The organism is Pseudomonas syringae (assembly GCF_000737245.1).
GTDB lineage: Bacteria > Pseudomonadota > Gammaproteobacteria > Pseudomonadales > Pseudomonadaceae > Aquipseudomonas > Aquipseudomonas syringae_J.
Genome location: NZ_JPQU01000028.1, coordinates 60849 through 87628, shown reverse-complemented (window position 1 = coordinate 87628; position 26780 = coordinate 60849). Strand labels below are relative to the sequence as shown.

23 protein-coding genes are annotated in these 26780 nt (G+C 57.7%); 3 read left to right on the top strand and 20 right to left on the bottom strand.

Annotated elements, in window-relative coordinates:
* Window positions 1-2: 2 nt before the first annotated feature.
* From nuoH to IV01_RS15450, 16 genes are all read right to left on the bottom strand, one after another.
* On the bottom strand, window positions 3-1010 hold the full coding sequence (nuoH, locus tag IV01_RS15375; protein ID WP_032627863.1) for an NADH-quinone oxidoreductase subunit NuoH: 1008 nt from the start codon (window positions 1008-1010) through the stop codon (window positions 3-5).
* Window positions 1007-3721, bottom strand: a complete 2715-nt coding sequence (gene nuoG, locus IV01_RS15380; RefSeq protein WP_032627862.1) for an NADH-quinone oxidoreductase subunit NuoG — start codon at window positions 3719-3721, stop codon at window positions 1007-1009. Before nuoG ends, nuoH begins: the two co-directional genes overlap by 4 nt.
* Window positions 3722-3854: 133 nt before the next feature.
* Window positions 3855-5210 (bottom strand): NADH-quinone oxidoreductase subunit NuoF, encoded by a 1356-nt coding sequence (gene nuoF / locus IV01_RS15385; protein ID WP_032627861.1) that lies wholly within the window; start codon window positions 5208-5210, stop codon window positions 3855-3857.
* Window positions 5207-5704: an NADH-quinone oxidoreductase subunit NuoE gene (nuoE, locus tag IV01_RS15390; protein WP_032627860.1), complete on the bottom strand. Its 498-nt coding sequence runs from the start codon at window positions 5702-5704 to the stop codon at window positions 5207-5209. Before nuoE ends, nuoF begins: the two co-directional genes overlap by 4 nt.
* 8 nt (window positions 5705-5712) lie before the next feature.
* Complete coding sequence (gene nuoC / locus IV01_RS15395; RefSeq protein WP_032627859.1) at window positions 5713-7494, bottom strand: NADH-quinone oxidoreductase subunit C/D; 1782 nt, start codon at window positions 7492-7494, stop codon at window positions 5713-5715.
* Between the two features lie 72 nt (window positions 7495-7566).
* Entirely contained in the window at window positions 7567-8241 is a 675-nt protein-coding gene (locus tag IV01_RS15400) for a NuoB/complex I 20 kDa subunit family protein (RefSeq protein ID WP_032627858.1), read from the bottom strand.
* A 10-nt stretch (window positions 8242-8251) separates the two neighbouring features.
* The gene (locus IV01_RS15405; RefSeq protein ID WP_032627857.1) at window positions 8252-8665 is read right to left on the bottom strand and encodes an NADH-quinone oxidoreductase subunit A; all 414 of its coding nucleotides are present in this window, start codon (window positions 8663-8665) and stop codon (window positions 8252-8254) included.
* A 470-nt stretch (window positions 8666-9135) separates the two neighbouring features.
* Window positions 9136-10461: an isocitrate lyase gene (gene aceA / locus IV01_RS15410; RefSeq protein ID WP_032627855.1), complete on the bottom strand. Its 1326-nt coding sequence runs from the start codon at window positions 10459-10461 to the stop codon at window positions 9136-9138.
* A gap of 530 nt (window positions 10462-10991) precedes the next feature.
* Window positions 10992-11732, bottom strand: coding sequence for a secretin N-terminal domain-containing protein (locus IV01_RS15415; RefSeq protein ID WP_032627882.1), 741 nt, complete (start codon window positions 11730-11732; stop codon window positions 10992-10994).
* Between the two features lie 156 nt (window positions 11733-11888).
* Window positions 11889-12314 carry a GNAT family N-acetyltransferase gene (locus IV01_RS15420; protein ID WP_032627854.1) on the bottom strand — a complete coding sequence of 142 codons (426 nt, stop codon included), beginning with the start codon at window positions 12312-12314 and terminating at the stop codon, window positions 11889-11891.
* On the bottom strand, window positions 12307-13473 hold the full coding sequence (locus tag IV01_RS15425) for a cupin domain-containing protein (RefSeq protein ID WP_032627853.1): 1167 nt from the start codon (window positions 13471-13473) through the stop codon (window positions 12307-12309). Before IV01_RS15425 ends, IV01_RS15420 begins: the two co-directional genes overlap by 8 nt.
* Window positions 13474-13557: 84 nt before the next feature.
* Window positions 13558-14928: an adenylosuccinate lyase gene (gene purB / locus IV01_RS15430; protein WP_032627852.1), complete on the bottom strand. Its 1371-nt coding sequence runs from the start codon at window positions 14926-14928 to the stop codon at window positions 13558-13560.
* A gap of 129 nt (window positions 14929-15057) precedes the next feature.
* On the bottom strand, window positions 15058-15678 hold the full coding sequence (gene hflD, locus IV01_RS15435; RefSeq protein ID WP_032627851.1) for a high frequency lysogenization protein HflD: 621 nt from the start codon (window positions 15676-15678) through the stop codon (window positions 15058-15060).
* Window positions 15678-16808, bottom strand: coding sequence for a tRNA 2-thiouridine(34) synthase MnmA (gene mnmA, locus IV01_RS15440; protein WP_032627849.1), 1131 nt, complete (start codon window positions 16806-16808; stop codon window positions 15678-15680). Before mnmA ends, hflD begins: the two co-directional genes overlap by 1 nt.
* Before the next feature lie 60 nt (window positions 16809-16868).
* Window positions 16869-17315, bottom strand: a complete 447-nt coding sequence (locus IV01_RS15445) for an NUDIX hydrolase (protein ID WP_032627848.1) — start codon at window positions 17313-17315, stop codon at window positions 16869-16871.
* Between the two features lie 201 nt (window positions 17316-17516).
* A complete protein-coding gene (locus IV01_RS15450) occupies window positions 17517-19745 on the bottom strand; it encodes an NADP-dependent isocitrate dehydrogenase (RefSeq protein ID WP_032627881.1) in 2229 nt (742 codons plus the stop codon).
* Window positions 19746-20154: 409 nt separating this feature from the next.
* Here IV01_RS15450 and icd point away from each other — a divergent pair, with 409 nt between their 5' ends.
* Window positions 20155-21411: an NADP-dependent isocitrate dehydrogenase gene (gene icd, locus IV01_RS15455; RefSeq protein WP_032627847.1), complete on the top strand. Its 1257-nt coding sequence runs from the start codon at window positions 20155-20157 to the stop codon at window positions 21409-21411.
* A 73-nt stretch (window positions 21412-21484) separates the two neighbouring features.
* Here icd and cspD read toward each other — a convergent pair whose 3' ends face one another.
* A complete protein-coding gene (gene cspD / locus IV01_RS15460; protein ID WP_032627846.1) occupies window positions 21485-21763 on the bottom strand; it encodes a cold shock domain-containing protein CspD in 279 nt (92 codons plus the stop codon).
* 220 nt (window positions 21764-21983) lie between these two features.
* Between cspD and clpS the strand changes: the two genes are divergently transcribed.
* Window positions 21984-22346, top strand: a complete 363-nt coding sequence (gene clpS, locus IV01_RS15465; RefSeq protein ID WP_032627844.1) for an ATP-dependent Clp protease adapter ClpS — start codon at window positions 21984-21986, stop codon at window positions 22344-22346.
* A gap of 30 nt (window positions 22347-22376) precedes the next feature.
* Window positions 22377-24647 (top strand): ATP-dependent Clp protease ATP-binding subunit ClpA, encoded by a 2271-nt coding sequence (clpA, locus tag IV01_RS15470; protein ID WP_032627843.1) that lies wholly within the window; start codon window positions 22377-22379, stop codon window positions 24645-24647.
* A 244-nt stretch (window positions 24648-24891) separates the two neighbouring features.
* Here clpA and infA read toward each other — a convergent pair whose 3' ends face one another.
* The 3 genes from infA to aat form a co-directional block, all read right to left on the bottom strand.
* The gene (gene infA / locus IV01_RS15475; protein ID WP_002553999.1) at window positions 24892-25110 is read right to left on the bottom strand and encodes a translation initiation factor IF-1; all 219 of its coding nucleotides are present in this window, start codon (window positions 25108-25110) and stop codon (window positions 24892-24894) included.
* Window positions 25111-25210: 100 nt separating this feature from the next.
* A complete protein-coding gene (locus IV01_RS15480) occupies window positions 25211-25918 on the bottom strand; it encodes an arginyltransferase (protein WP_032627842.1) in 708 nt (235 codons plus the stop codon).
* Between the two features lie 27 nt (window positions 25919-25945).
* Entirely contained in the window at window positions 25946-26656 is a 711-nt protein-coding gene (gene aat / locus IV01_RS15485) for a leucyl/phenylalanyl-tRNA--protein transferase (RefSeq protein WP_032627841.1), read from the bottom strand.
* Window positions 26657-26780 lie beyond the last annotated feature (124 nt).

The following is a 26780-nucleotide window of genomic DNA, read 5'->3' as shown; positions in this document are numbered from 1 at the left end:
CCTCACTGAACCGAGCCTGCTGGCGTGTTCAACAACACAACCGCAGCAGTCACCAGCAAATTGATCAGGGTCAGCGGCAGACAGAATTTCCAGCTGAAATCCATTACCTGGTCATAGCGTGGGCGCGGGATGGAAGCACGCAGCAGGATGAACAGCATGATAAAGAACGCTGTCTTCAGGGCGAACCAGAGGAACGCCAGCGAAGGCAGGATATCGAACGGGCCATGCCAGCCGCCGAAGAACAGGGTCACCAGCAATGCCGAGATCAGGATGATGCCGATGTACTCGCCAACAAAGAACATGCCCCATTTCATGCCGGCATATTCAATGTGGTAACCGTCGGCCAGTTCCTGTTCCGCTTCCGGTTGGTCGAAGGGGTGACGGTGGGTCACGGCCACGCCAGCGATGAAGAAGGTACAGAAACCGAAGAACTGCGGAATGATGAACCACAGGTTCTGCGCCTGATATTCAACAATATCGCGCATGTTGAACGAGCCAACCTGAACCACGATGCCCATCAGCGCCAGGCCCATGAACACTTCATAGGACACGGTCTGTGCTGAAGCACGAAGGGCACCCAGCAGGGCGAACTTGTTGTTACTCGACCAACCGGCGAACAGCACCGCGTAGACAGACAGACCGGCCATGGCGAAGAAGAACAGCAAGCCGATGTTCAGATCTGCCACGCCCCAGGTCGGGGTGATCGGGATGATCGAGAACGCGATCAGCAAAGCGCTCATGGCCACCACCGGCGCCAGGGTGAAAATCACCTTGTCGGCGAAGGGCGGTGTCCAGTCTTCCTTGAAGAACATCTTCAGCATATCGGCAGCAATCTGGAACATGCCAAACGGACCCACGCGGTTCGGACCGTAACGATCCTGCCACCAGCCCAGCAGACGACGTTCCACAAAGCTCAGCAGCGCGCCGCAGACCACTACGGCCAGCAGCACGACGATGGCCTTGACGACCGCAATGATCGCGTCGATCACATCAGGGGTGAACCAACTCATTGCGCTGCCTCCTGCAGACCGTCAACGGACTTGCCGAAAATCGCGGGCGGGATACCAGCCAGACCGGCCGGCAATGCCACCAGGCCTGCACCCAGCTCTTCATTGATGCGCAGCGGCAGACGCAAGGTCTGGCCAGCAACGGTCAGGGAGAGCAGGGCACCTTCGTTGACGCCCAGGCGGTCCGCTTCGGATTTTGCCAGTGCGACATAAGCAGCCGGGATGCGTTCCTGAACCGGAGCGGCTTTCGAAGAGTTCTCTTCACTGCCGAACAGGTGATAGAACGGCACGACTTGCCAAGTGCCCTGAGCGGGGGAGAACGCCCGTGGAACGCTGGCGAACCAGCCGAGGTTATCGCCCTGGCTCTCGATCAGACGTGTGCCTGGGTCGCCGGCACGCAGATGACCGCCGACTTCGTCCTGGAACTTGTTCCACGCTTGTGGCGAGTTCCAGCCCGGAGACCAGGCGAAAGGCACCTGCTGACGCGGTTCAACCGAACCCGAGTAACCTTCCATGGAGAAGGAAAACGCGGTGTCGTTGTCTTGGGAGGTGCGAGGTTCGTGCACGCTGATGTTGGCGCGCATGGCGGTACGGCCGCTGTAACGCAGAGGTTCGCGAGCCAGTTTCAAGCCTTTGATGCGGAACGCAGCCGATGGTGCAGCGTTGATGATCGCAGCCAGTTGCGGCGTGCTTGCAGCGCAGGCTGCGGTCACGTGGTCCAGTAGGGTCCAGTCCACCGGCTTGTTCAGCAGGGTGGCGCGCAGGGCATGCAGCCAGCGCCAGCCTTCGTGAACCAGGATGCTGGCGTCCAGATAGGTCGGATCGAACACCTGGAAGAAGCGCTGGGCGCGGCCTTCCTGGCTGATCAGGGTACCGTCGCCTTCAGCGAAGCTGGCCGCTGGCAGCACCAGATGCGCGCGATCGCCAGTAGCGGTTTTCTGGTGGTCAGCGACGATCACGACTTTCGCCGCGCTCAGGGCGGCATCGACCTTGGCCGCGTCAGTACGAGTGTACAGATCGTTTTCCAGCACCACGATGGCATCGGCTGTGCCGTCGATCACTGCTTGCAGTGCGGCATCTACCGATTCGCCGCCGAGCATGGCCAGGCCGAGGCTGTTGGCTTCTGGCACGATCAGGCTGATGGAGCCGTTCTTCTCGCGCAGCTTCAGCGCTTTGGCGATGTTTGCAGCGGCTTCGATCAGCGCTTTGGAGCCCAGCGAAGTGCCGGCGATGATCAATGGACGCTTGGCAGCCAGCAGGGCATCAGCGATACGCTGAGCCAATTCCAGTGCTTCAGTATCCAGACCTTCAACGGCGGGCGCGCTGGCGTCCAGTGCATGGGCCACAGCAAACCCGATGCGGGCCAGGTCATCCGGGGCTGCGTGTACGCATTCTTCGGCAACGTCATCCAGCTTGGTTTCAGCCAGGCTGGCGATAAACAGCGGGTTCAGCTCGTGCTGACCGATGTTCTTCACGGCTGCATCGAGCCAAGGCTGGACTTTCATGGCTGCTGCCATGTCTTCGGCCTTGCCTTTGACTGCTTGGCGCAGGCCCAGAGCCAGACGTGCAGCTGTCTGGGTCAGGTCTTCACCGAGGACGAAAATAGCGTCGTGGTCTTCGATGTCGCGCAGGGTCGGAATCGGCAGCGGGCTGTCTTTCAGGACCTGCAGCACCAGACGGATACGCTCAAGCTCTGAGGCTTCGATGCCGGAATAGAAGTGCTCGGCACCTACAAGCTCGCGCAGGGCGTAGTTGCTTTCCAGGCTGGCCCGTGGCGAACCGATACCGACGATGTTGCGACCGCGCAACAGATCGGCCGCGTTATCCAGCGCCTGATCCAGGCTCAGTTTGCTGCCGTCGGCCAGATGTGGCTGGCGAGGGCGGTCTTCGCGGTTGGTGTAGCCATAGCCGAAACGGCCACGGTCGCACAGGAAGTACTGGTTCACCGAACCGTTGTAACGGTTTTCGATGCGGCGGATTTCGCCGTAGCGCTCACCCGGGCTGATGTTGCAACCACTGGAGCAGCCATGGCAGATGCTTGGCGAGAATTGCATGTCCCATTTACGGTTGTAACGCTCGGAGTGAGTCTTGTCGGTGAACACACCGGTCGGGCAGACCTCGGTGAGGTTGCCGGAGAACTCGCTTTCGAGAGTACCGTCTTCAACGCGACCGAAGTACACGTTGTCGTGGGCGCCAAATACGCCGAGATCAGTGCCGCCTGCGTAGTCTTTATAGAAACGCACGCAACGGTAGCAGGCGATGCAGCGGTTCATCTCGTGAGCGATGAACGGGCCGAGTTCCTGATTCTGGTGCGTGCGCTTGCTGAAGCGATAACGGCGCTCGTTGTGGCCAGTCATCACGGTCATGTCTTGCAGGTGGCAATGACCGCCTTCCTCACAGACCGGGCAGTCGTGGGGGTGGTTGGTCATCAGCCATTCAACAACACTGGCCCGGAAGGCCTTGGATTCATCATCTTCGATGGAGATCCAGGTGTTGTCGGTGGCCGGCGTCATGCAGGACATGACGATACGACCACGGGTGTCGTTCTCGTCGGTGTACTGCTTGACCGCACATTGGCGACAGGCACCAACGCTGCCCAAGGCGGGGTGCCAGCAGAAATAAGGAATGTCGAGGCCTAGCGACAGACATGCCTGTAACAGGTTGTCTGCCCCGTCGACTTCGAGCGCTTTGCCGTCTACGTGGATAGTGGCCATGGTTCAAAGGTCTTCGTTGGCCCGGTGTCAGCGGGCGTGGCTAATGGAATCTTGTTATTCGCGGGACTCTAAACAGCCTCTGAGGCGTCATCCCGCAATAGGCCAAGGGGTGTGGTCCTTGGCCTTGAAACGGTCACGCGCCGACGATGATCGGTCGTGCCAGAGGCGGGACGGCTGCGCTTGCGGGCGCAATACCGGCCTCGAACTCCGGGCGGAAATATTTGATCGCGCTCCCCAATGGCTCAACGGCACCCGGTGCGTGAGCACAGAATGTCTTGCCCGGGCCGAGGAAACCGACCAGCCCCAACAGGGTTTCGATATCACCTGCCTGACCATGGCCTTTTTCCAAGGCGCGCAGAATCTTCACGCTCCAGGGCAAGCCTTCGCGGCAAGGGGTGCAGAACCCGCAGGATTCCTGAGCAAAGAACTCTTCCATGTTGCGCAGCAGCGAGACCATGTTGACCTTGTCGTCAACCGCCATGGCCAGACCGGTACCCATCCGAGTACCGACCTTGGCGATGCCGCCGGCATACATTTGCGCGTCCAGATGTTCTGGCAACAGGAACCCGGTACCGGCCCCACCCGGCTGCCAGCACTTGAGCTTGAAGCCGTCACGCATGCCACCGGCGTAGTCTTCGAACAGTTCACGGGCCTGCACGCCGAATGGCAGTTCCCACAGACCAGGGTTTTTCACCTTGCCAGAGAAACCCATCAACTTGGTGCCGTGGTCTTCACTGCCTTCGCGGGCGATGGATTTGTACCAGTCGTTGCCGTTGCCGACGATCGCCGGCACGTTGCACAGGGTTTCAACGTTGTTCACGCAAGTCGGCTTGCCCCATACGCCAACGGCGGCAGGGAAGGGCGGTTTGGAGCGTGGGTTGGCACGACGGCCTTCCAGGGAGTTGATCAGTGCGGTTTCTTCACCGCAGATGTAACGCCCGGCGCCGGTGTGCACGAACAACTCGAAATCAAAACCGGTGCCGAGGATGTTCTTGCCCAACAGGCCTGCGGCCTTGGCTTCGGCCACTGCGCGGTTCAGGTGCTTGGCCGCAGTGACGTATTCGCCGCGCAGGAAGATGTAGCCACGATAGGCTTTCAGAGCACGGGCGCTGATCAGCATGCCTTCCACCAGGAGGTGGGGCAGCTGCTCCATCAACATCCGGTCTTTCCAGGTGTTGGGCTCCATTTCATCCGCGTTACACAGCAGATAGCGGATGTTCATGGATTCGTCTTTAGGCATCAGGCCCCACTTCACACCTGTGGGGAAGCCTGCGCCACCGCGACCTTTGAGGCCGGAGTCTTTGACGGACTGGACGATGTCATCCGGCGACTGCTCGGCAAATGCCTTGCGCGCTGCTGCATAACCGTCTTTGGCCTGGTACTCGTCGAGCCAGACCGGCTCGCCGTCATCGCGCAGACGCCAGGTCAGCGGATGGGTTTCTGCTGTGCGCGCGATGCGGTTGGCAGGGCCGAAGGAAGTGATGGTCATGGGTAACCCTCCAGCATCTTGGCCACAGTGCCGGGTTGCACGTCGCCAAAGGTGTCATCGTCGACCATCACGGCCGGGGCTTTGTCGCAGTTGCCCAGGCAGCACACCGGCAGCAGCGTAAAACGGCCGTCGGCAGTGGTCTGACCCGGGGCTATGCCCAGCGAACTCTGGATTTCTTCGACCACCGATTCATGGCCGGCAATGAAGCAGACCATGCTGTTGCAGACGCGGATAATGTGTCGGCCAACCGGCTGGCGGAAGATCTGGCTGTAGAACGTGGCCACACCTTCAACGTCGCTGGCCGGAATGCCGATCAGCTCGCCGATGGCGTAGATGGCGCCGTCCGGCACCCAGCCACGTTCCTTCTGAACGATCTTCAGGGCTTCGATGGACGCCGCGCGCGGGTCCTCGTAGTGATGCAGCTCGTGCTCGATGGCCGAGCGCTCGGTTTCGCTCAGGGCGAAACGGTCTGTCTGGATAAGCGTGCTGTTCATACTCATGCTTAGCGGTCCACGTCGGCCATAACGAAATCGATACTACCCAGGTACGCGATCAAGTCCGCGACCATGCTGCCTTTGATCACCGAAGGGATCTGTTGCAGATGCGGGAAGCTTGGGGTGCGGATCCGGGTACGGTAGCTCATGGTGCCGCCGTCGCTCGTCAGGTAATAACTGTTGATGCCCTTGGTCGCTTCAATCATCTGGAAGGATTCGTTGGCCGGCATGACCGGGCCCCACGAAACTTGCAGGAAGTGCGTAATCAAGGTCTCGATGTGCTGCAGCGTGCGCTCTTTCGGCGGCGGCGTGGTCAGCGGGTGATCCGCTTTGTAAGGGCCTTCCGGCATGTTGCGCATGCACTGGTCGATGATCTTGATGCTCTGACGCATCTCTTCAACGCGAACCATGCAGCGATCATAGGCATCGCCATTGGCCGCCAGCGGCACTTCAAATTCGAAGTTCTCGTAGCCGGAGTAAGGACGGGCTTTGCGCAGGTCGAAATCACAGCCAGTTGAACGCAGGCCTGCACCGGTAACGCCCCATTCCAGGGCTTCTTTAGTGTTGTAGGCAGCAACGCCAACGGTACGGCCTTTAAGGATGCTGTTCTGCAGGGCAGCCTTGGTGTACTCGTCGAGACGTTTTGGCAGCCAGTCCACGAAATCCTTGACCAGCTTTTCCCAGCCGCGCGGCAGGTCGTGGGCAACACCGCCGATGCGATACCAGGCCGGATGCAGACGGAAGCCGGTGATGGCTTCGATCACGGTGTAGGCTTTCTGACGGTCGGTGAAGGTGAAGAACACCGGGGTCATGGCGCCTACGTCCTGGATGTACGTCCCCAGGAACAACAGGTGGCTGGTGATCCGGAAGAACTCGGCCATCATGATGCGGATGGTATCGACCTTCTCCGGCACCTTGATGCCGGCCAGTTTTTCCACCGAAAGCACGTAAGGCAGGTTGTTCATCACCCCGCCCAGATAGTCGATCCGGTCGGTGTAAGGGATAAAGCTGTGCCACGACTGACGCTCGGCCATCTTCTCGGCACCACGGTGGTGGTAGCCAATGTCTGGAACGCAGTCGACGATTTCTTCACCATCCAGCTGCAGGATGATGCGGAACGCACCGTGCGCCGAAGGGTGGTTCGGGCCGAGGTTGAGGAACATGTAGTCCTCATTCGTACCGGAACGTTTCATACCCCAGTCTTCCGGACGGAAGCGCGCCGCTTCCTCTTCCAGTTGCTGTTTGGCCAGGGTCAGGCTGTATGGGTCGAATTCAGTGGCGCGGGCTGGGAAGTCCTTGCGCAACGGGTGACCTTCCCAGGTCGGCGGCATCATGATGCGGCTCAGATGCGGATGCCCAGGGAAGTCGATGCCGAACATGTCCCAGACTTCGCGCTCGTACCAGTTGGCATTGGGCCAGATACCGGTCACGGTCGGCAGGCTGAGATCGTTTTCGGACAGCGCGACCTTGATCATCACGTCGCTGTTACGCTCGATCGACAGCAGGTGGTAGAACACGCTGAAATCCGCGCCTGGCAAGCCCTGACGCTTTGTACGCAGGCGTTCGTCCATGCCATGCAGGTCGTACAGCATGACGTAGGGTTTCGGCAGCTGACGCAGGAAAGTCAGCACTTCGATCAGGCGCGCACGCTGAACCCAGAGTACCGGCATGCCGGTACGGGTTGATTGAGCGGTGAACGCTTCGGCGCCAAAACGGTTGTTCAATTCGACGACCACATCCTGGTCGTCGGCCTTGTAAGGCGGGATGTACAGAGCACTGCCTGTAGTCATGATTTTTTATCGCTTTCGGTCAACGTAAAGAATGAAGCCAGGTATTCGTTCTTCTGAGGGAACAGTACTGGATCAGACTTCGTCGGGGCTGCGCAGGTTGGTGACTGCGATTCGCTGTTCGCGGCGCTGTTCCTTTTGCGACGGCATCTCGGCGCGATATACGCCTTGGTCACCGACGACCCAGGAAAGAGGGCGACGCTCCTGGCCGATGGATTCCTGCAAAAGCATCAAGCCTTGCAGAAACGCTTCGGGGCGGGGCGGGCAGCCGGGCACATAGACATCCACAGGAAGGAACTTGTCCACGCCCTGAACCACGGAATAAATGTCGTACATGCCACCGGAGTTGGCACACGAACCCATGGAGATGACCCATTTAGGTTCGAGCATTTGCTCGTAGAGACGCTGAATGATCGGCGCCATCTTGATGAAGCAAGTCCCGGCAATAACCATGAAATCCGCCTGACGCGGCGATGCCCGGATAACCTCGGCGCCGAAGCGGGCGATGTCATGGGGTGCCGTGAAAGCGGTGGTCATTTCCACATAGCAGCACGACAAGCCGAAGTTGTACGGCCACAGGGAGTTTTTACGCCCCCAGTTGACCGCGCCGTTCAGCACGTCTTCAAGCTTGCCCATGTAGATGTTTTTGTGGACTTGATCTTCTAGCGGATCGGAAACAGTTTCCCGTTTGCCGATTGGATACTCGTCATTCGGAGCATCCGGGTCGATCCTGGTGAGATTATATTGCATCGCCAAAGCCTCATTGTTTCAGCTTCGCTTGCCGATTACGGCGACCTTCAGGAGCCCAATCAAGCGCTCCAACCCGCCATAGGTAGACAAGACCTGCCAACAGAATTGCTATGAAAACGAGAGCTTCAACGAATCCGGTCCAGCCGCTTTCGCGGACGGACACAGACCAGGCAAAGAGAAAAAGGGCTTCAATGTCGAAAATCACGAAAAGCATCGCGACCAGATAGAATTTTGCGGATAGCCGCAGGCGGGCACTGCCTGTAGGCAGCATGCCGGACTCGAAAGGTTCGTTTTTACTGCGGCCCCAAGCTTTGCTGCCGAGCAGGCTGGATACACCGAGCATGAAGGCGCACAGGCCGACAACGCCCAAAAGGAAAATGGCGAAGCCCCAGTTGTGGGCAATCAGACCTGTCGATTCGGGCATGCTGGCAATCCTTGACAGAGATCAATGGTCTCTGAGCTTGAAAAGAGTAGATGCAGCGACGATATGTCGCAGCGAAATCAATTCCAATGATTTTATGTGCAAAAAGTGGGCAAGTAAATTTTCTATATCAAATTAATTTGTGCAATTAATCACTTACAGGCGCTTGTGAAGGGTGTGGGGCAGGCTGGGCGGGCGTCAGGCGAGATTTCACTGAATTGATTCAGGTGCAGAAAAGTTGCGCTACAAGCACTCTTTTCTAAATGATAATAAGTATCATTTGTTATTGTCGCGGTTTTAAAGGTGTTAATTGCGGATTAGTTGTGGATGTCAGCTGATCACTGAAAGTTCTGCGTTGACTGCATCGCGGGCAATCACTGCTCCCACATAAAGCGCATTTGCCTGTGGGGGCGGTGATTGCCCGCGATTTAGTCACTGCAGCCCAGGCTAACTGGAACCCGATAGCACGTCACTCAGTGAAATTGTTCTTCCTCAGTCGAACCAGTCAGCGCCGTCACCGATGAAGCACCACCCTGGATCACTGTGGTCATGTCATCGAAATAGCCGGTGCCCACTTCCTGCTGGTGCGCCACGAAGGTGTAACCCTTGGCGGCATCAGCGAACTCCTGCTCCTGCAGCTTCACGTAGGCCGTCATGTCGTTGCGGGCGTAGTCGTGCGCCAGGTTGAACATGCTGTGCCACATGTTGTGGATGCCTGCCAGGGTGATGAACTGATGCTTGTAGCCCATGGCCGACAACTCACGCTGGAATTTGGCGATGGTCGCGTCGTCCAGGTTTTTCTTCCAGTTGAAGGAAGGCGAGCAGTTATATGACAGCAACTGGTCCGGGTATTCCTTCTTGATCGCTTCAGCAAAGCGGCGCGCTTCGTCCAGATCCGGCTTGGCGGTCTCGCACCAGATCAGATCGGCGTAAGGCGCATAGGCCAGGCCTCGGGCGATGGCTTGATCCAGGCCTGCACGCACTTTATAGAAACCCTCGGGCGTACGGGTGCCAGTGACGAACGGCTGATCGTAAGGATCGCAGTCCGAAGTCAGCAAGTCAGCCGCGTTGGCGTCGGTGCGAGCCAGAATGATCGTCGGGACGCCAGCCACGTCGGCGGCCAGGCGCGCAGCGGTGAGTTTCTGCACGGCTTCCTGGGTTGGCACCAACACCTTGCCGCCCATGTGCCCGCATTTTTTCACCGAAGCCAACTGATCTTCAAAGTGCACGCCTGCAGCGCCGGCTTCAATCATGCTTTTCATCAGTTCGTAGGCGTTGAGCACGCCACCGAATCCGGCTTCAGCATCGGCCACGATTGGCGCGAAGTAGTCGATGTAGCCGTCATCGCCCGGGTTCTTGCCGGCTTTCCACTGGATCTGGTCAGCACGACGGAAGGAGTTGTTGATGCGCTTGACCACGGTTGGAACCGAATCCACCGGATACAGCGATTGGTCGGGGTACATCGACTCGGCCGAGTTGTTATCGGCAGCCACTTGCCAGCCGGAAAGGTAAATCGCCTGAATGCCGGCTTTGACCTGTTGCACCGCCTGGCCGCCAGTCAGGGCGCCCATGCAGTTGACGAAGTCCTTGTCCGGACGAAAAGACGGCTTGGCACCTTGTGTAACCAGATTCCAGAGTTTTTCCGCGCCATTTCTGGCGAATGTGTGCTCAGGTTGAACCGAGCCACGCAAGCGGACGACATCAGCGGCGGAATAGTTACGGGTCACATTGTTCCAGCGCGGATTTTCAGCCCAGTCTTTTTCCAGAGCTGCTATTTGTTGTTCGCGTGTCAGTGCCATGAGCGAAACCCCTTTCACATAGGTTTTGTTGGAATGTCCTGCTCCGCCAAAACGCCTCGGTTATCGAAGGCACATTGAATGGCTGCTCGCTGATCAGATGTCTGCTGTGTGTCTGGTTTGCCGCGGGTTTGTGTAGCAGCGACGTTGAACGATGGGCTCTAAGGGGGAGAGCGGGTTCAGGGCATGGCTGGGATTTGCAATCCGGCTCGTGGATGCCTCGTTGCAGTCACTCAGCAGTTTACCGATGGACCGTTATACGCTTCCGTCCCTCAGGACAACTTCGTTCCAGTCGCAACCTCGTCAAACTGCCTTGTGGGCGGTGCGGACACGAATCGGCTCGTAGGATTTGAGCGGCGATCCGAAGGCTCTTTACAGGGCCTCTGATTAGCGGGAGCGGGGCAATCATGCCTCGCCATTTTTGACCCGTCAAACGTTTTGTAGTGCTTCTTTAGTCTCACTACATTTTTGCCTGTGTGCGACCAATCAGTCAGTTTCAGGCGCCTGGGTGCTGGTTTTCGGCAAGCCCCCGGTCAGTCCAGGGTTTGCACCATTACCCGCAACGTCATGTCCTCTCTGCCTTGAGTGGAATAGCGCTGAGCCTTGCCTTGTTGGTCAGCAACTGACTCGCCGCTCACGCCGGCAAGGGTGATCCATTCACCGATCCGCCCGCTCACCCGGCTGTCCGTGCTCTGGACCTTGAAGGCGTCAGGGCGCTCCTGGCTGACGCGGTCGCGATTGGTGCTGATGCTCAGGTGCACGATGTCGCCGGTCACACTGGCGGTGACGTAGAAACCCTGGGTGACATTGCGATATTCGGTGTTGCTTTGGGCGTAGCCGTAAGAATCACTCTGCGAGGTGGTGACCGGAACGCTTTGGCCGACCTGTATCAGTGCCGGAGTTCCTTCACTCGCCTGGACCTGTTGCACGCCACCTTCGCGGCTGCTGGTCCCATAGTTGATGATCCGGCCTTGATTGGCGCCCGTGGCACCACGCGTCGCGCTGTCGCTTGTATCAACGCTGATCAGCAGCCGCTTGGGTGCTGTATCCAGTTGCGAGAGGAGGGCGCGAAGCTCATCGATCTTGCGCGGTTCGGCGTTTACGATCAGTTGGTTCTGGTAGGCGCTGACCGAGCCGTCCTGGCCGAGGAAGGATTTAGCCACCGGCAACAGTTCATCGCTGGTCCGGTAGTTGAGTGGAACCACTTCGGTAGCGGCCATTGCGTAGACACTACATAGCAGCAGCAAGGAAGTCATCAAGGTGCGGAAAAACATGGTTTCCATCTCCACGGATACTATCGACAGATGCGAGTTTGCCATGTTGTCGGCCTCGCTGAGCGCAAGTTAAGTGCCAGGCAGCAAAACGCCCCGCCAGACGGTCTCGGCATCGTCATGCCGAAATGGTTTGGAGGGGCGTTTATCCGACTGCGTTCAGCTCGCGTGACGGATCATGTCCACGTGAGGCAGGCCTGCCTCAAGAAACTCATCGCTGACCACGGTAAAGCCAAAGCGTTGGTAAAACGCAGCGGCTTGAACCTGCGCGCTGAGCTTCTGCTGCCGGAGGTCACGGCGTTCGGCTTCGCTGATGACGGCACGCAGCAGGGCTTCGCCGACTTTCATGCCGCGCCAGTCCCTAAGGACTGACAAACGGCCAATTTCACCGTCTGGCAGCAAGCGGGCTGTGCCAATCGCATAGTCCCCCTCCAGGGCCAGAAAGTGAATGGCGTCGCTGTCTTCAGCATCCCATTCCAGCTCCGGAGGCACAGACTGTTCCGCGACAAATACCGCATCCCGCACGCGGCGGATATCAGCGTTGTCCTTTTGCCAGTCAGCAACACGCACGTTGATTCTATTCATCGGCAAACCCCAGGCTTCCTTGTTTGACCAGCTCACAGAGCAGGTTGCGTCCATCTTCATCGGCCAGCCATTGGCCGAGGTTGTCACTGTGCAGGGCATCGGCGGCGCAGATCAGCTTCAGCAACTCGCGCAGACTGCCCGGTAGCAGGCGGCTCTGGCCGCTGGCGAACAGTAGCAGGTCGTCATCGACTTCGGACCATGCAAGGCGTGCACTTGGGTTGCGAATGAGAACTGCGCCCTGTTCCAGGCTGCTCAGCAGGTCTTCTTCCTCCAGCTCCGGACCGGTGACCAGTTCCGGGTAGCGGGGTTCGGTCATGAATTGGCCAAACCAGGTCAGCAACAGGCGTTCATCGCCCATATGCTCGGCCAGCAGGGCTTTCAGGCGGTCAAGTGCGTCATGCTGAATCTGATGAGGATCGGCCGTCGGCTGTGCGTCGGCGTCGGTGTAGCGCTCTTCATCAGGGATGAACTGGCTGAGGAAGTCGGTGAAGTGGGTCAGCACCTCAGCAGCGCTTGGTGCGCGGAACCCCACCGAGTAAGTCAGGCAGTCATCCACGGCAACGCCGCAGTGCGCCAGACGTGGCGGCAGGTAAAGCATGTCACCGGGTTCCAGGGTCCATTCTTCGGTCATCTGGAAATCGGCAAGGATGCGCAGGTCAGCGTGCTTGAGCAGCGGACTCTCGGCGTCGCACATCTGGCCAATCTGCCAGTGTCGCTTGCCGTGACCTTGCAGCAGGAACACGTCGTAGTTATCGAAGTGCGGACCCACGCCGCCGCCCGGTGCGGCATAACTGACCATCACGTCATCAATGCGCCAGCTTGGCAGAAAGCGGAAGTTTTCCAGTAGCTCGCTGACTTCCGGGACGAACTGGTCAACGGCCTGAACGAGCAGGGTCCAGTCTTTTTCGGGCAGTTTGCTGAACTCGTCTTCGGCGAATGGCCCGCGACGCAACTCCCATGGGCGCTCGCCATTTTCAATGACCAGTCGGGATTCGACTTCTTCTTCCAGGGCCAGCCCGGCCAGTTCGTCAGGGTCAATCGGGCTCTGGAAGTCCGGGATGGCCTGACGGATCAGCAGGGGTTTCTTCTGCCAGTAATCACGCAGGAAAACGCGCGCGCTGATGCCGCCCAAGAGTTGAAGAGGAATGTCAGGATTCATGTGTAACCTATTGAAAAATTGTATTTTCGAGACGGCAATAAAAACGCCCGGCACTGCCGGGCGTGTGCAATGGTGTCACGCAGGTCAGATACGCTTGGCTTGCGCCACTGCATTGCCGATGTAGTTGGCTGGCGTGAGTTTGTTCAACTCGGCCTTGGCCTCGGCTGGCATGTCCAGAGTGTCGATGAAAGTCTGCAGTGCTTCCGGGCTGATGCCCTTGCCACGGGTCAGTTCTTTCAGCTTCTCGTAAGGGTTTTCAATGTTGTAGCGACGCATGACGGTCTGGATCGGTTCGGCCAGCACTTCCCAGCAGGCGTCCAGGTCAGCAGCAATCTTCTGCTCGTTGAGCTCCAGCTTGCTGATGCCCTTGAGGCTGGCTTCGTAGGCGATAACGCTATGAGCGAAGCCTACGCCCAGGTTGCGCAGGACGGTGGAGTCAGTCAGGTCACGCTGCCAGCGAGAGATCGGCAGTTTGCTCGCCAGGTGCTGGAACAACGCGTTGGCGATTCCCAGATTGCCTTCCGAGTTTTCGAAGTCGATCGGGTTGACCTTGTGCGGCATGGTCGACGAACCGATTTCCCCAGCGATGGTGCGCTGCTTGAAATACCCCAGGGAAATGTAGCCCCAGATATCGCGGTCGAAGTCGATCAGGATGGTGTTGAAGCGCGCAATGGCATCGAACAGCTCGGCGATGTAGTCATGAGGTTCGATCTGCGTGGTGTAAGGGTTGAAGCCCAGACCCAGCTCGTCTTCGATGAAGGCGCGCGCGTTCTCTTCCCAGTCGATGGACGGGTAGGCCGAGATGTGTGCGTTGTAGTTGCCTACTGCGCCGTTGATCTTACCCAGCAGTGGGACCGCAGCGATCTGAGCGATCTGACGCTCCAGGCGGTAAACCACGTTTGCCAGCTCTTTGCCCAGAGTAGTCGGGGAAGCAGGTTGGCCATGGGTGCGCGACAGCATCGGAACGTCGGCGAAGCGGATCGCCAGTTCACGGATAGCTTCTGCGGTCTGGCGCATCAGCGGCAGCATCACGTTGTCGCGGCCTTCGCGCAGCATCAGGGCGTGGGACAGGTTGTTGATGTCCTCGCTGGTGCAGGCGAAGTGGATGAATTCACTGACCTTGTCCAGCTCAGGCAGCTTGGCAGCCTGTTCCTTGAGCAGGTATTCCACGGCCTTTACGTCGTGGTTGGTCGTGCGTTCGATTTCTTTCACGCGCTCGGCATGAGTGATGGAGAAATCTTCTGCCAGCGTGTTGAGGATGGCATTGGCTTCAGCGGAAAACGCTGGAACTTCAGTGATTTCCGGGTGTGCGGCCAGACGCTGGAGCCAGCGTACTTCAACCATGACGCGAAAACGGATCAGGCCGTATTCGCTGAAAATTGGGCGCAGAGCCTGGGTTTTACCGGCGTAGCGGCCGTCAACAGGGGAAACCGCAGTGAGCGAAGAAAGCTGCATAGGGTGTTCTCGGACAGTCGGGCAACGAAATGGGGCGCGTATCATACATGAATTTCAGGCCGAATCGGCTCGGGCTGACCAGCGTATGTCACGCGATGCTTGTCAGTATCAGCAAAGACACCCGGCAAATCAGCCGCGCATCAAGGGATACAGTTCTTTCAATAACTTGCGTCGGCTTACCACCAACTGCCAGCGGTGGCCGCCAACTTGTCGCCACAGGCGAGCGGAACGAATCCCCGCCAGGAGCAGGGCGCGGATCTTGGAGGCGTTGTTGGGCTGCTGCAGGTTGCGCATGTCGCCGTGGACCTGAATCCGCTGACGCAAGGTGCTCAGGGTGTCCTGATACAGGGCGCCGCAAGCCGCGATCACGTTTTCATGTGCGATGCCGAAATGCTCAACCTGGGACTGGATCTGCGGCAGGCGTTTGCCGACGACTTCCAGCATGTCGTCGCGTTTTGCCAGCTGACGCTCCAGGCCCAGCATCGACAGGGCATAGCGCAGTGGCTCGCGTTGCAGGGTTGACGGGTCTCGTTCCAGAGCGCTGGCCAGGGCACGATAGCCCTCGCGCAGGTTCAGGTCGTCACCGCCATAGACATCCAGAGTGTCCTTAGGGTCCTGTACCAGCAGGCTGCCGAGCATGCAGCCCAATGCTGCTTCGCTGCTCTGGCCAGTCTTGGCGATCCGGTCAACCAGTACGGCTGCCTGAAAGACGCCAGCCAGGGCGATCAGTTGCTCCTGAATCGGGGTCATCAACGCTTGTCCTTGCTGTGCCAGGGTTCGGCAATTTCAATCACGCCGCCACCCAGGCAGATTTCGCCGTCGTAGAACACGACCGACTGGCCGGGTGTGACGGCGCGTTGCGGCTCATCGAAAATCGCCCGATAACCGTCAGGTGTCAGTTCCAGTGTGCAGTGTTGGTCGCTCTGGCGATAACGCACCTTGGCGGTCAGCTGGCGCGGTGTGCTCAGATCTACCGGGTTAACCCAGTAGATCTGCGAGGCCACCAGCGCGCGGGAGAACAGCCATGGATGATCATTACCCTGACCGACGATCAGTTCGTTGTTCTCCAGATCCTTGACCAGCACGTACCACGGGTCATCGCTGGCGTCTTTCAAGCCGCCGATGCCCAGGCCCTGGCGCTGGCCGATGGTGTGGTACATCAGGCCGCTGTGACGGCCTATGACTTCACCTTCGGTGGTCTTGATTTCGCCGGGTTGCGCAGGGAGGTACTGGCGCAGGAAGTCGGTGAAACGCCGCTCGCCGATGAAGCAAATCCCGGTGGAGTCTTTTTTCTTGGCGGTGGCCAGGCCATGTTTCTCGGCAATGGCGCGCACTTCAGGCTTTTCAAGTTCGCCGACCGGGAACAAGGTTTTGGCGATCTGTTCGCCGCCGACGGCGTGCAGGAAGTAGCTCTGGTCCTTGTTCGGATCCAGGCCTTTGAGCAGCTCCGTACGCCCGTCGATATCGCGACGGCGCACGTAATGGCCGGTGGCGATCAGGTCGGCACCAAGCATCAGTGCGTAGTCGAGAAACGCCTTGAACTTGATTTCCCGGTTACACAGGATGTCCGGGTTTGGGGTGCGTCCGGCCTTGTATTCGGCCAGAAAATGCTCGAACACGTTGTCCCAGTATTCTGCGGCGAAGTTGGCGGTGTGCAGCTTGATGCCAATCTTGTCGCAAACAGCCTGGGCGTCGGCCAGGTCTTCCCGGGCTGTGCAGTAGTCCGTTCCGTCGTCTTCTTCCCAGTTCTTCATGAACAGGCCTTCCACCTGGTAGCCCTGCTCCATGAGCAGAACGGCGGAAACCGAAGAATCCACGCCGCCGGACATGCCGACGATGACGCGTTTCTTTGCAGTATCGGAAAGGGTTGAATCAGGCATAGGAGTTCAATGGGTAGCTTCGAAAAGGACGCGATTCTAACAGGCCCCGGCCTGGGAGTCTCACGCCTTGTCGCGTAGCAGGTCCAGGCTGAAGTGTTCGCCGTTCAAGTAATCGTCCACGCAACGGAGCACCAGCTCGCTGCGCCAGCGTTCCTGTTGGGCGATCAGTTCGTCGCGAGTCAGCCAGGCCGGGCCGATGATGCCGTCGTCCAGTTGATAGTCCGGATGATGGCGCAGGGCTTTGGCGGCGAAGCAGATGCGCTGATAAGTCACGCCATTGCTGGGTGCGGTATACAGATAAATGCCGACCACACTGGTCAGCTCGACGTCCCAGCCGGTTTCCTCGAGTGTTTCGCGGATGGCGGCGCGTTGCAGTGACTCGTTCGGATCAAGATGCCCGGCAGGCTGGTTGAGTACCGCTTTGCCGCCCTTGAGTTCTTCCACGAACAGGAATTTGCCCTGATCTTCGACGATCGTGGCGACGGTAACGTGGGCTTGCCAGTTCATAGGGAGTTGCCCTGTGGGGAGAGTATTTACGGATTTCCGCTTTGCGCCTGTAGGAGCGCGCTTGCCCGCGATAGCGTAGTGTCAGACGACATCATCAGCGATTGATATGACGCTATGGCGGGCAAGCGCGCTCCTGCAGAACGGTTCCTGCAGATACACAAACCCCGGCGCGCGGCCGGGGTTTGTGTAAACGGCAGAACCTTAAACCAGCGAAGCGATCGCTGCGTTCAGGGTTGCGCTTGGGCGCATGACTTTGCTGGTCAGCTCAGGGTTCGGGTAATAGTAACCGCCGATTTCCGCTGGCTTGCCTTGTACTGCGTTCAGTTCGGCAACGATTTTTTCTTCGTTGTCGGCCAAGGTTTTCGCCAATGGGCTGAACTGCGCCTTGAGGGCCGCGTCGTCATTCTGTGCGGCCAATGCCTGCGCCCAGAACAGAGCGAGGTAGAAGTGGCTGCCGCGGTTGTCGATGTTGCCGACTTTACGCGATGGCGACTTGTTACGATCCAGGAACTCACCGGTAGCCTGGTCCAGAGTCTTGGACAGGACCAGCGCTTTCGGGTTGTTGTAGGTGTTGCCCAGGTGTTCCAGCGAAGCTGCCAGAGCCAGGAACTCACCCAGAGAGTCCCAACGCAGGAAGTTTTCTTCGACCAGTTGCTGGACGTGCTTCGGAGCCGAACCGCCGGCGCCCGTTTCGAACAGGCCACCGCCGTTCATCAACGGAACGATGGACAGCATCTTGGCGCTGGTGCCCAGCTCCATGATCGGGAACAGGTCGGTCAGGTAGTCGCGCAGTACGTTACCGGTGACCGAAATGGTGTCCTTGCCGGCGCGAGTACGCTCCAGCGTAAACGCCATGGCTTCAACCGGGGACATCACACGGATATCCAGGCCAGCGGTGTCGTGATCGCCCAGGTATTTCTGGACTTTCTTGATCATCTCGGCGTCGTGAGCGCGCGCCGGGTCCAGCCAGAACACAGCAGGGGTGTCACTGGCGCGAGCGCGGTTGACGGCCAGTTTGACCCAGTCCTGGATCGGCGCGTCTTTGGCTTGGCACATGCGCCAGATATCGCCTTCTTCGACGTTCTGTTCCATCAGCACTTTGCCATCGTTGTCGGTTACGCGCACAACGCCAGCTGTGGCGATCTGGAACGTCTTGTCGTGGGAGCCGTACTCTTCAGCTTTTTGCGCCATCAGGCCAACGTTTGGCACGCTGCCCATGGTGGTTGGATCGAAAGCGCCGTGTTTCTTGCAGTCTTCGATCACCGCTTGGTAGATGGTGGCGTAGCAGCGATCCGGGATCACGGCTTTGGTGTCCTGCAGTTCGCCAGCGGCGTTCCACATTTTGCCTGAGTCGCGGATCATGGCCGGCATCGAGGCGTCGACGATAACGTCGCTCGGTACGTGCAGGTTGGTGATGCCTTTGTCCGAGTTGACCATCGCCAGCGGGGCGCGCTCAGCGTAGACAGCCTGGATATCGGCCTTGATTTCCGCCTGCTTGTCAGCGGGCAGGGCGCTGATACGGTCGTACAGGTCGCCGATGCCGTTGTTCAGGTTGAAGCCGATTTGCTTGAGTGCATCAGCGTGTTTGGTCAGCGCGTCCTTGTAGTACTCGGCGACGATCTGGCCAAACATGATTGGGTCGGAGACCTTCATCATCGTGGCTTTCAGGTGAACCGACAGCAGCACGCCCTTGGCTTTGGCGTCGTCGATTTCAGCGGCGATGAAGCTGCGCAGGGCTTTTTTGCTCAGGGTCGAGCAATCGATGATCTCGCCTTCTTTCACGGCGGTCTTTTCTTTCAGGACAGTGGCTGTGCCGTCCTGAGCGATCAGTTCGATTTTGACGTTGCCGGCAGCGCTGATCAGGGCGGCTTTTTCGCTACCGTAGAAGTCACCATTGCTCATATGAGCGATGTGGGACTTGGAGTCAGCAGCCCAGGCGCCCATTTTGTGCGGGTGCTTGCGCGCATAGTTCTTGACCGAAAGCGGTGCGCGACGGTCGGAGTTGCCTTCACGCAGAACCGGGTTCACGGCGCTGCCTTTGGTCTTGTCGTAGCGTGCACGGACGTCTTTTTCTGCGTCGGTGACTGGGTTCTCTGGGTAGTCAGGGATCTTGAAGCCCAGATCTTGCAGCTCTTTGATGGTCGCCTTCAATTGTGGGACGGAGGCGCTGATGTTCGGCAGCTTGATGATGTTGGCTTCTGGAGTGGTGGCCAGTTGGCCCAACTCGGCCAGGTGGTCAGCGATCTGCTGATCAGCGCTCAGGGATTCAGGGAAGCTGGAAAGAATGCGGCCCGCCAGAGAGATGTCTCGCGTTTCAACGTCGATATCAGAGGAGGCAGTGAAGGCTTCGATGATAGGGAGAAGCGAGTAGGTGGCGAGGGCAGGAGCTTCGTCGGTGAAGGTGTAGATGATCTTCGAGCGGTTGGACATTTCGTATGAACTCTCTGTTTTGCTGAGCATGCACAAAATCTCGATGCGCGCAGGGTATGCACTTTGCTCGCAGTTCCTGTCGGGACTGAGTCGAGGTTTATTCGCGATGATGATGAAAGGTGCATCAGTCGAGCGTCAAGCGGTCGAGCGGTTGTAGCAGGCTGAAAGTGTCTTTCCAGACAGGTCGGCCCTTTCTTGCTTTGGGCTTACCTGTGGGTGACCCGTGAGTCACGGCGGCGAGTATATCAAACCATTCGCGCTAAGCATTAATGCTATGCGTTCTAAGGCACGTCGGATATTGGCCTATGGTCGAGGGCCCGCGTTTGCGATCGGAGTGGCGCTGACTAAGCTCATAGACCAACCAGGATGTCTCACCCCTCCACACACCACACAGCGGAGCACAATAATAATGGGATACCAGAAGATCCAGATTCCAGCGGTCGGCGAGAAAATCACCGTTAACGCTGATCACTCGCTGAACGTGCCCGACAACCCGATCATTCCATATATCGAGGGCGATGGCATCGGCGTCGACATCAGTCCGGTGATGATCAAAGTGGTCGATGCTGCCGTCGAAAAAGCTTATGGCTGCAAGCGCAAGATTTCCTGGATGGAGGTGTATGCCGGAGAGAAAGCTACGCAAGTCTATGATCAGGACACCTGGCTGCCTCAGGAAACCCTCGATGCGGTCAAGGAATACGTAGTGTCCATCAAAGGCCCGCTGACAACACCGGTGGGCGGCGGTATTCGCTCGTTGAATGTGGCGTTGCGCCAACAGCTGGACCTGTATGTCTGTCTGCGCCCGGTACGCTGGTTTGAAGGCGTGCCCAGTCCAGTCAAGAAGCCGGGTGATGTGAATATGACTATCTTCCGCGAAAATTCGGAGGATATTTATGCCGGCATCGAGTGGAAGGCCGGCTCGCCCGAAGCCATCAAGGTGATCAAGTTCCTCAAGGAGGAGATGGGTGTCACCAAGATTCGCTTCGATCAGGACTGTGGAATTGGTGTGAAACCGGTTTCCAGAGAGGGCACGCGACGATTGGCACGTAAAGCGCTGCAGTATGTGGTGGATAACGATCGCGATTCGCTGACGATCGTCCACAAGGGCAACATCATGAAATTTACCGAGGGAGCCTTCAAGGAATGGGCGTATGAGGTCGCCAGTGAGGAGTTTGGCGCGACGCTCCTGGATGGCGGGCCTTGGATGGAGTTCAAGAACCCTGAAACCGGCAAAAATATCATCGTTAAGGACGCAATTGCCGACGCAATGCTTCAGCAGATCCTGTTACGCCCTGCCGAATACGACGTGATCGCGACTCTTAACCTCAATGGCGACTATTTGTCCGACGCTTTGGCGGCTGAGGTGGGTGGTATCGGGATTGCGCCGGGCGCCAATCTCTCCGATACCGTTGCCATGTTCGAAGCTACCCACGGAACAGCGCCCAAATATGCAGGCAAGGATCAGGTCAATCCCGGGTCTTTGATCTTGTCTGCTGAAATGATGTTGCGGCATATGGGTTGGACTGAAGCAGCTGACCTGATCATCAAAGGGACCAACGGCGCAATTTCTGCCAAGACCGTTACCTATGACTTTGAACGACTGATGGAGGGTGCCACCTTGTTGTCTTCGTCCGCCTTTGGCGATGCTCTGATTAGTCACATGTAAGCTTCTGCGCAAAAAAAACGGCCAGTTCAGGGGGCTGAACTGGCCGATTTCAGGTCTGGCGTTTCGGGGCTAATCAAGCAGAGTTTTCAGTGGCTGGTTCGATCTTCCTGGCTGCCGCCGGTTCAGGCGCAGAAGCCATAACTTCAGCAGCGGCACTCTGAATATCTATAGCGTGCAGCCCCTTGGGCCCTTGAATGATCTCGAATCTGACGGCTTGACCAGCCTTCAACGTCTTGTAGCCGTCCATTTTGATGGCGGAGAAATGGGCGAACAGGTCCTCGGTTCTCCCATCCTCAATGATAAAGCCATAACCTTTTGCATTATTGAACCACTTGACCTTACCGCTGACCATAGTCACATCCCTCTGCAAAGGACTCCGTTGGGAGTATCATCCACCTCATCCGCCGGACCGAAAAAAATTTTGGTTGACTGCGCGGACCCTTTTTACCCAATGTGGGTTCTATTGTTTGTAACACCGTTTTGCCGATAGTCAAGGTCATGCGGCGGTCCATTTGAAAACCGGTCAGACTGCGACTAATTATTCAATCCGCCTTCAACGAACCTTTCTTTCCATGCATGCAATCAGCAAGATTCGACTAACATCAAATCAGGACAATCCCGATTCCCATGAGGATGACGCGTCTGGCACCGCCGTTCAGGATGCCAAGCCGACGTTACAGGCGCCACCGATGTACAAGGTGGTTTTATTCAATGACGATTACACCCCGATGGATTTCGTTGTCGAAGTGCTCGAGGTGTTCTTCAACCTGAATCGCGAGCTGGCGACCAAGGTCATGCTGGCCGTCCATACAGAGGGGCGGGCAGTATGTGGATTGTTTACCCGCGACATCGCCGAGACCAAGGCAATGCAGGTCAACCAATACGCCAGGGAAAGCCAGCATCCACTACTCTGTGAGATCGAGAAGGACGGTTAAACGCCGACCACTTGGGTATGAGGTGAAGCTATGTTAAACCGTGAGCTCGAAGTCACCCTCAATCTGGCCTTCAAGGAGGCGCGTTCGAAACGTCATGAATTCATGACCGTCGAGCACCTTCTGCTGGCCTTATTGGACAATGAGGCTGCCGCCACTGTTCTACGTGCCTGCGGCGCGAACCTCGATAAACTCAAGCATGATCTGCAGGAATTTATCGACTCCACTACACCGTTGATCCCGGTTCATGACGAAGATCGCGAAACCCAGCCAACCCTGGGCTTCCAGCGCGTATTGCAGCGTGCTGTCTTCCACGTCCAGAGTTCGGGCAAGCGTGAAGTCACCGGCGCCAACGTGCTGGTGGCCATTTTCAGCGAGCAGGAAAGCCAGGCAGTATTTTTGCTCAAGCAGCAAAGCGTGGCCCGCATTGATGTCGTCAACTACATCGCTCATGGCATATCGAAAGTGCCTGGGCACGGCGATCACTCTGAAGGTGAGCAAGATATGCAGGACGACGAGGGTGGTGAGTCTTCTGCTTCAGGTAATCCGCTGGATGCCTATGCCAGCAATCTTAACGAACTCGCTCGTCAGGGTCGCATCGACCCGTTGGTCGGTCGTGAGCTTGAAGTCGAGCGCGTGGCGCAGATTCTGGCCCGCCGTCGCAAGAACAACCCGCTGCTGGTGGGCGAGGCTGGCGTCGGCAAGACGGCTATCGCCGAAGGCCTGGCCAAGCGCATCGTCGACAATCAAGTCCCTGATCTGCTTGCCAGTAGCGTGGTCTACTCGCTCGATCTCGGCGCATTGTTGGCGGGCACCAAGTACCGTGGCGATTTCGAGAAGCGTTTCAAGGCGTTGCTGCACGAGCTGAAAAAGCGTCCCCACGCGATTCTGTTCATCGATGAGATCCACACCATCATTGGTGCCGGCGCTGCATCGGGCGGTGTCATGGATGCCTCGAATCTGCTCAAGCCTTTGCTGTCTTCGGGTGATATCCGTTGCATCGGTTCGACGACTTACCAGGAATTCCGCGGCATTTTCGAGAAAGATCGAGCCTTGGCGCGGCGTTTCCAGAAAGTCGATGTGTCGGAGCCGTCCGTGGAGGACACCATCGGTATTCTGCGCGGCCTGAAGGGGCGTTTCGAGGCGCATCACAATATCGAGTACAGCGACGAAGCTCTGCGGGCTGCCGCCGAGTTGGCATCGCGGTACATCAATGATCGTCACATGCCGGACAAGGCCATCGACGTAATCGACGAGGCGGGCGCCTATCAGCGCCTGCAGCCGGTCGAGAAACGCGTGAAACGCATTGAAGTGGCGCAAGTTGAGGACATCGTCGCGAAAATCGCGCGTATTCCGCCTAAGCACGTCAACAGCTCCGACAAAGAACTGCTGCGCAATCTTGAGCGTGACTTGAAACTGACCGTTTTTGGTCAGGATGCCGCCATCGATTCCTTGTCGACCGCTATCAAGCTGTCCCGGGCGGGGTTGAAGTCTCCCGACAAACCAGTGGGTTCGTTCTTGTTCGCTGGTCCGACCGGTGTCGGCAAGACCGAAGCCGCTCGTCAGTTGGCCAAGGCCTTGGGTATCGAGCTGGTTCGCTTCGACATGTCCGAGTACATGGAGCGTCACACCGTATCTCGTTTGATCGGTGCGCCTCCTGGTTACGTCGGTTTCGATCAGGGCGGTCTATTGACCGAAGCGATCACCAAGCAGCCGCATTGCGTGCTGTTGCTCGATGAGATCGAGAAGGCGCATCCGGAAGTCTTCAACCTGCTGCTGCAGGTCATGGATCACGGGACGCTGACGGATAACAACGGGCGCAAGGCTGATTTCCGCAATGTGATCGTGATCATGACCACCAACGCCGGTGCAGAAACCGCAGCGCGTGCTTCGATAGGCTTCACTCATCAGGATCACTCGTCTGATGCGATGGAAGTCATCAAAAAGAGCTTCACGCCTGAGTTCCGCAACCGTCTGGACACCATTATCCAATTTGGTCGCCTCAGCCATGAGGTTATCAAAAGCGTGGTGGACAAGTTCCTCACCGAGCTTCAGGCGCAGTTGGAAGACAAGCGTGTGCTGCTTGAAGTGACGGATGCCGCACGAAGCTATCTGGCTGAAGGCGGTTATGATGCAGCGATGGGTGCCCGACCAATGGCGCGCTTGATTCAGGACAAGATCAAGCGTCCACTGGCTGAAGAGATCCTCTTCGGTGAGTTGGCCGAGCATGGTGGCGTGGTGCATATCGACTTCAAGGATGGCGAAATCACCTTCGACTACGAAACTACGGCTGAAATGGCTTAAGTCTCAGGCCACAAAAAAGCCCCGCATCTCGCAAGAGTTGCGGGGCTTTTTGTTGTGTTGCTAAAGCGGTGCTTATCCTGTGGGAGCGGTGCTTGCCCGCGATAAGGCTGGACGCGGTTCACTTTGGGTCGCGTCCAGCCTTATCGCCGGCCAGCACCGCTCCCACAGGTAATCTATGTCCCTACATAAAACCCAAGCACACAAAAACGCCCGGCAGATGCCGGGCGTTTTTGTTAAGACCTGATTAGCGGGCGCGGTAAGTGATGCGCCCTTTGCTCAAGTCGTAGGGCGTCAGCTCAACACGCACCTTGTCACCGGTAAGAATACGGATGTAATTCTTGCGCATCTTGCCGGAGATATGCGCGGTTACGACGTGCCCGTTTTCCAACTCCACACGAAACATGGTGTTGGGCAGGGTGTCGACGACAGTGCCTTCCATTTCGAAGCTGTCTTCTTTCGACATGCAGTAAAGCCCTCGGTATCCAATGAGTGGCCCGGTGCAAGTGGCGCCAGGCAAAAGCGGCGTGCATTGTGCCCGAAAAGTGAGGGCTAAGCCAAGGGCTTCAGTAAAGAGTGACCCATCTCTGGTTCGTAAGCAGCTCAATAGGTCGATATTGGGTCTTGTAATTCATCTTCTGGCAGTTCTTGATCCAGTACCCCAGATAGACTGCATGCAGTCGCAGGCGAGCGGCTTCTGCGATTTGCCACAAAATGGCGTAGCGGCCCAGACTGCGGCGCTCTTCGCCGGGTTCGTAAAAGGTATAAACCGCCGATAAACCATTGGGGAGCATGTCCGTTACAGCAACTGCCAGCAGGCGTTTTTCAAGGCGGAATTCAAAGAATCGGCAGAATCTGAGATCCCTCACGAGAAATGTCGAAAATTGATCGCGACTGGGGGGAAACATGTCGCCATCAGCATGCCTTTGTTCGATATAGCGCTGGTAGAGGTCGAAATATTCTTCGGTGAAGTGTGGCTTTGTGCTGCGCACGTCGAGGTCGGCATTGCGTTTGAAAATGCGTTTTTGCTGACGGTTGGGCACAAAGAGATCCACCGGAATGCGCGCCGGCACACAAGCGCTGCAATTCTGGCAATGCGGGCGGTACAAATGGTCGCCGCTGCGACGAAAGCCCATGTCGGACAAATCGGCATACACCTGCACGTCCATCGGCTGGCTGGGATCCAGAAACAGAGTCGTCGCCTGCTCTTCAGGCAGATAGCTGCAAGAGTGGGGTTGAGTGGCATAAAACTTAAGCCGCGCCAGCTCTGTCATGATTGCCCCCGAAGTAGAAACCTTTAGTTAAGAGTGTATGTCAGCCTGCTGAACTCGCCTAGGCAGCCAGTCGGCGTAATTGGGCTTATCCAGGTGCGCTTGCAGGTAGCTGGCGAACTTTTCTCTGGAGATAGCCCTGGCGCCGAAACTCTCTAAGTGGCTAGTGTGCATCTGGCAGTCAATCAAGACGAAACCCCAAGCCTTGAGGTACTCGACCAGCGTTGCAAAGCCCACTTTGGAGGCGTTGTCTGCGTGGCTGAACATTGATTCGCCAAAGAACAGCTGCCCCATTGCCAGCCCGTAAAGCCCGCCGACTAACTGGTCGCCTTCCCAGACTTCAACGCTGTGAGCGTGACCACGCCGATGCAGCTCTACATATGCCTCCTGTATCGAGCCGGTGATCCACGTGCCGTCTGCATAGCTTCTCGGTCCGGCGCAGGCCCGAATTACCCCGCTGAAATCCTGATCAAACGTCACCCGGTAACGTTGCTGGCGCATGAGTTTCGCGAGACTGCGCGATACATGCAGCTCATCGGGAAAGATCACCGTGCGTGGATCAGGTGACCACCAGAGGATCGGTTGCCCATCCTGAAACCAGGGGAAGCAGCCGTGGCGGTATGCCTGCACCAGCCGATCCGGGGACAGGTCACCGCCTGCGGCCAATAGCCCGTCAGGTTCACGCAAGGCTCTGGACAAGGGCGGAAAAACAAGACTGTCGCGTTTAAGCCAGGTCAGCATGGGTTGGGCACTTTGGAGGAGGGGAGGGCGGCAAGCGCTCTGGGCTTGCAACTACGAGCGGTCGGTGTGGTCATAATCGGTCGTCCATTCAAGGCTTGCTACTACAGCGCTTTGACGCGCGAAG

What these genes read in the sequence shown, in the direction of transcription:
- nuoG (WP_032627862.1), bottom strand. Translation starts at nt 3,721, where the DNA reads ATGGCCACTATCCACGTAGACGGCAAAGCGCTCGAAGTCGACGGGGCA.
- clpA (WP_032627843.1), top strand. Translation starts at nt 22,377, where the DNA reads ATGTTAAACCGTGAGCTCGAAGTCACCCTCAATCTGGCCTTCAAGGAG.
- cspD (WP_032627846.1), bottom strand. Translation starts at nt 21,763, where the DNA reads ATGGTCAGCGGTAAGGTCAAGTGGTTCAATAATGCAAAAGGTTATGGC.
- IV01_RS15405 (WP_032627857.1), bottom strand. Translation starts at nt 8,665, where the DNA reads ATGCCCGAATCGACAGGTCTGATTGCCCACAACTGGGGCTTCGCCATT.
- IV01_RS15445 (WP_032627848.1), bottom strand. Translation starts at nt 17,315, where the DNA reads ATGAACTGGCAAGCCCACGTTACCGTCGCCACGATCGTCGAAGATCAG.
- aceA (WP_032627855.1), bottom strand. Translation starts at nt 10,461, where the DNA reads ATGGCACTGACACGCGAACAACAAATAGCAGCTCTGGAAAAAGACTGG.
- IV01_RS15420 (WP_032627854.1), bottom strand. Translation starts at nt 12,314, where the DNA reads ATGAATAGAATCAACGTGCGTGTTGCTGACTGGCAAAAGGACAACGCT.
- IV01_RS15480 (WP_032627842.1), bottom strand. Translation starts at nt 25,918, where the DNA reads ATGACAGAGCTGGCGCGGCTTAAGTTTTATGCCACTCAACCCCACTCT.
- nuoE (WP_032627860.1), bottom strand. Translation starts at nt 5,704, where the DNA reads ATGAACAGCACGCTTATCCAGACAGACCGTTTCGCCCTGAGCGAAACC.
- nuoH (WP_032627863.1), bottom strand. Translation starts at nt 1,010, where the DNA reads ATGAGTTGGTTCACCCCTGATGTGATCGACGCGATCATTGCGGTCGTC.
- aat (WP_032627841.1), bottom strand. Translation starts at nt 26,656, where the DNA reads ATGCTGACCTGGCTTAAACGCGACAGTCTTGTTTTTCCGCCCTTGTCC.
- IV01_RS15400 (WP_032627858.1), bottom strand. Translation starts at nt 8,241, where the DNA reads ATGCAATATAATCTCACCAGGATCGACCCGGATGCTCCGAATGACGAG.
- infA (WP_002553999.1), bottom strand. Translation starts at nt 25,110, where the DNA reads ATGTCGAAAGAAGACAGCTTCGAAATGGAAGGCACTGTCGTCGACACC.
- IV01_RS15415 (WP_032627882.1), bottom strand. Translation starts at nt 11,732, where the DNA reads ATGTTTTTCCGCACCTTGATGACTTCCTTGCTGCTGCTATGTAGTGTC.
- nuoC (WP_032627859.1), bottom strand. Translation starts at nt 7,494, where the DNA reads ATGACTACAGGCAGTGCTCTGTACATCCCGCCTTACAAGGCCGACGAC.
- purB (WP_032627852.1), bottom strand. Translation starts at nt 14,928, where the DNA reads ATGCAGCTTTCTTCGCTCACTGCGGTTTCCCCTGTTGACGGCCGCTAC.
- icd (WP_032627847.1), top strand. Translation starts at nt 20,155, where the DNA reads ATGGGATACCAGAAGATCCAGATTCCAGCGGTCGGCGAGAAAATCACC.
- nuoF (WP_032627861.1), bottom strand. Translation starts at nt 5,210, where the DNA reads ATGACCATCACTTCCTTCGGCCCTGCCAACCGCATCGCGCGCACAGCA.
- IV01_RS15450 (WP_032627881.1), bottom strand. Translation starts at nt 19,745, where the DNA reads ATGTCCAACCGCTCGAAGATCATCTACACCTTCACCGACGAAGCTCCT.
- clpS (WP_032627844.1), top strand. Translation starts at nt 21,984, where the DNA reads ATGCATGCAATCAGCAAGATTCGACTAACATCAAATCAGGACAATCCC.
- mnmA (WP_032627849.1), bottom strand. Translation starts at nt 16,808, where the DNA reads ATGCCTGATTCAACCCTTTCCGATACTGCAAAGAAACGCGTCATCGTC.
- hflD (WP_032627851.1), bottom strand. Translation starts at nt 15,678, where the DNA reads ATGACCCCGATTCAGGAGCAACTGATCGCCCTGGCTGGCGTCTTTCAG.
- IV01_RS15425 (WP_032627853.1), bottom strand. Translation starts at nt 13,473, where the DNA reads ATGAATCCTGACATTCCTCTTCAACTCTTGGGCGGCATCAGCGCGCGC.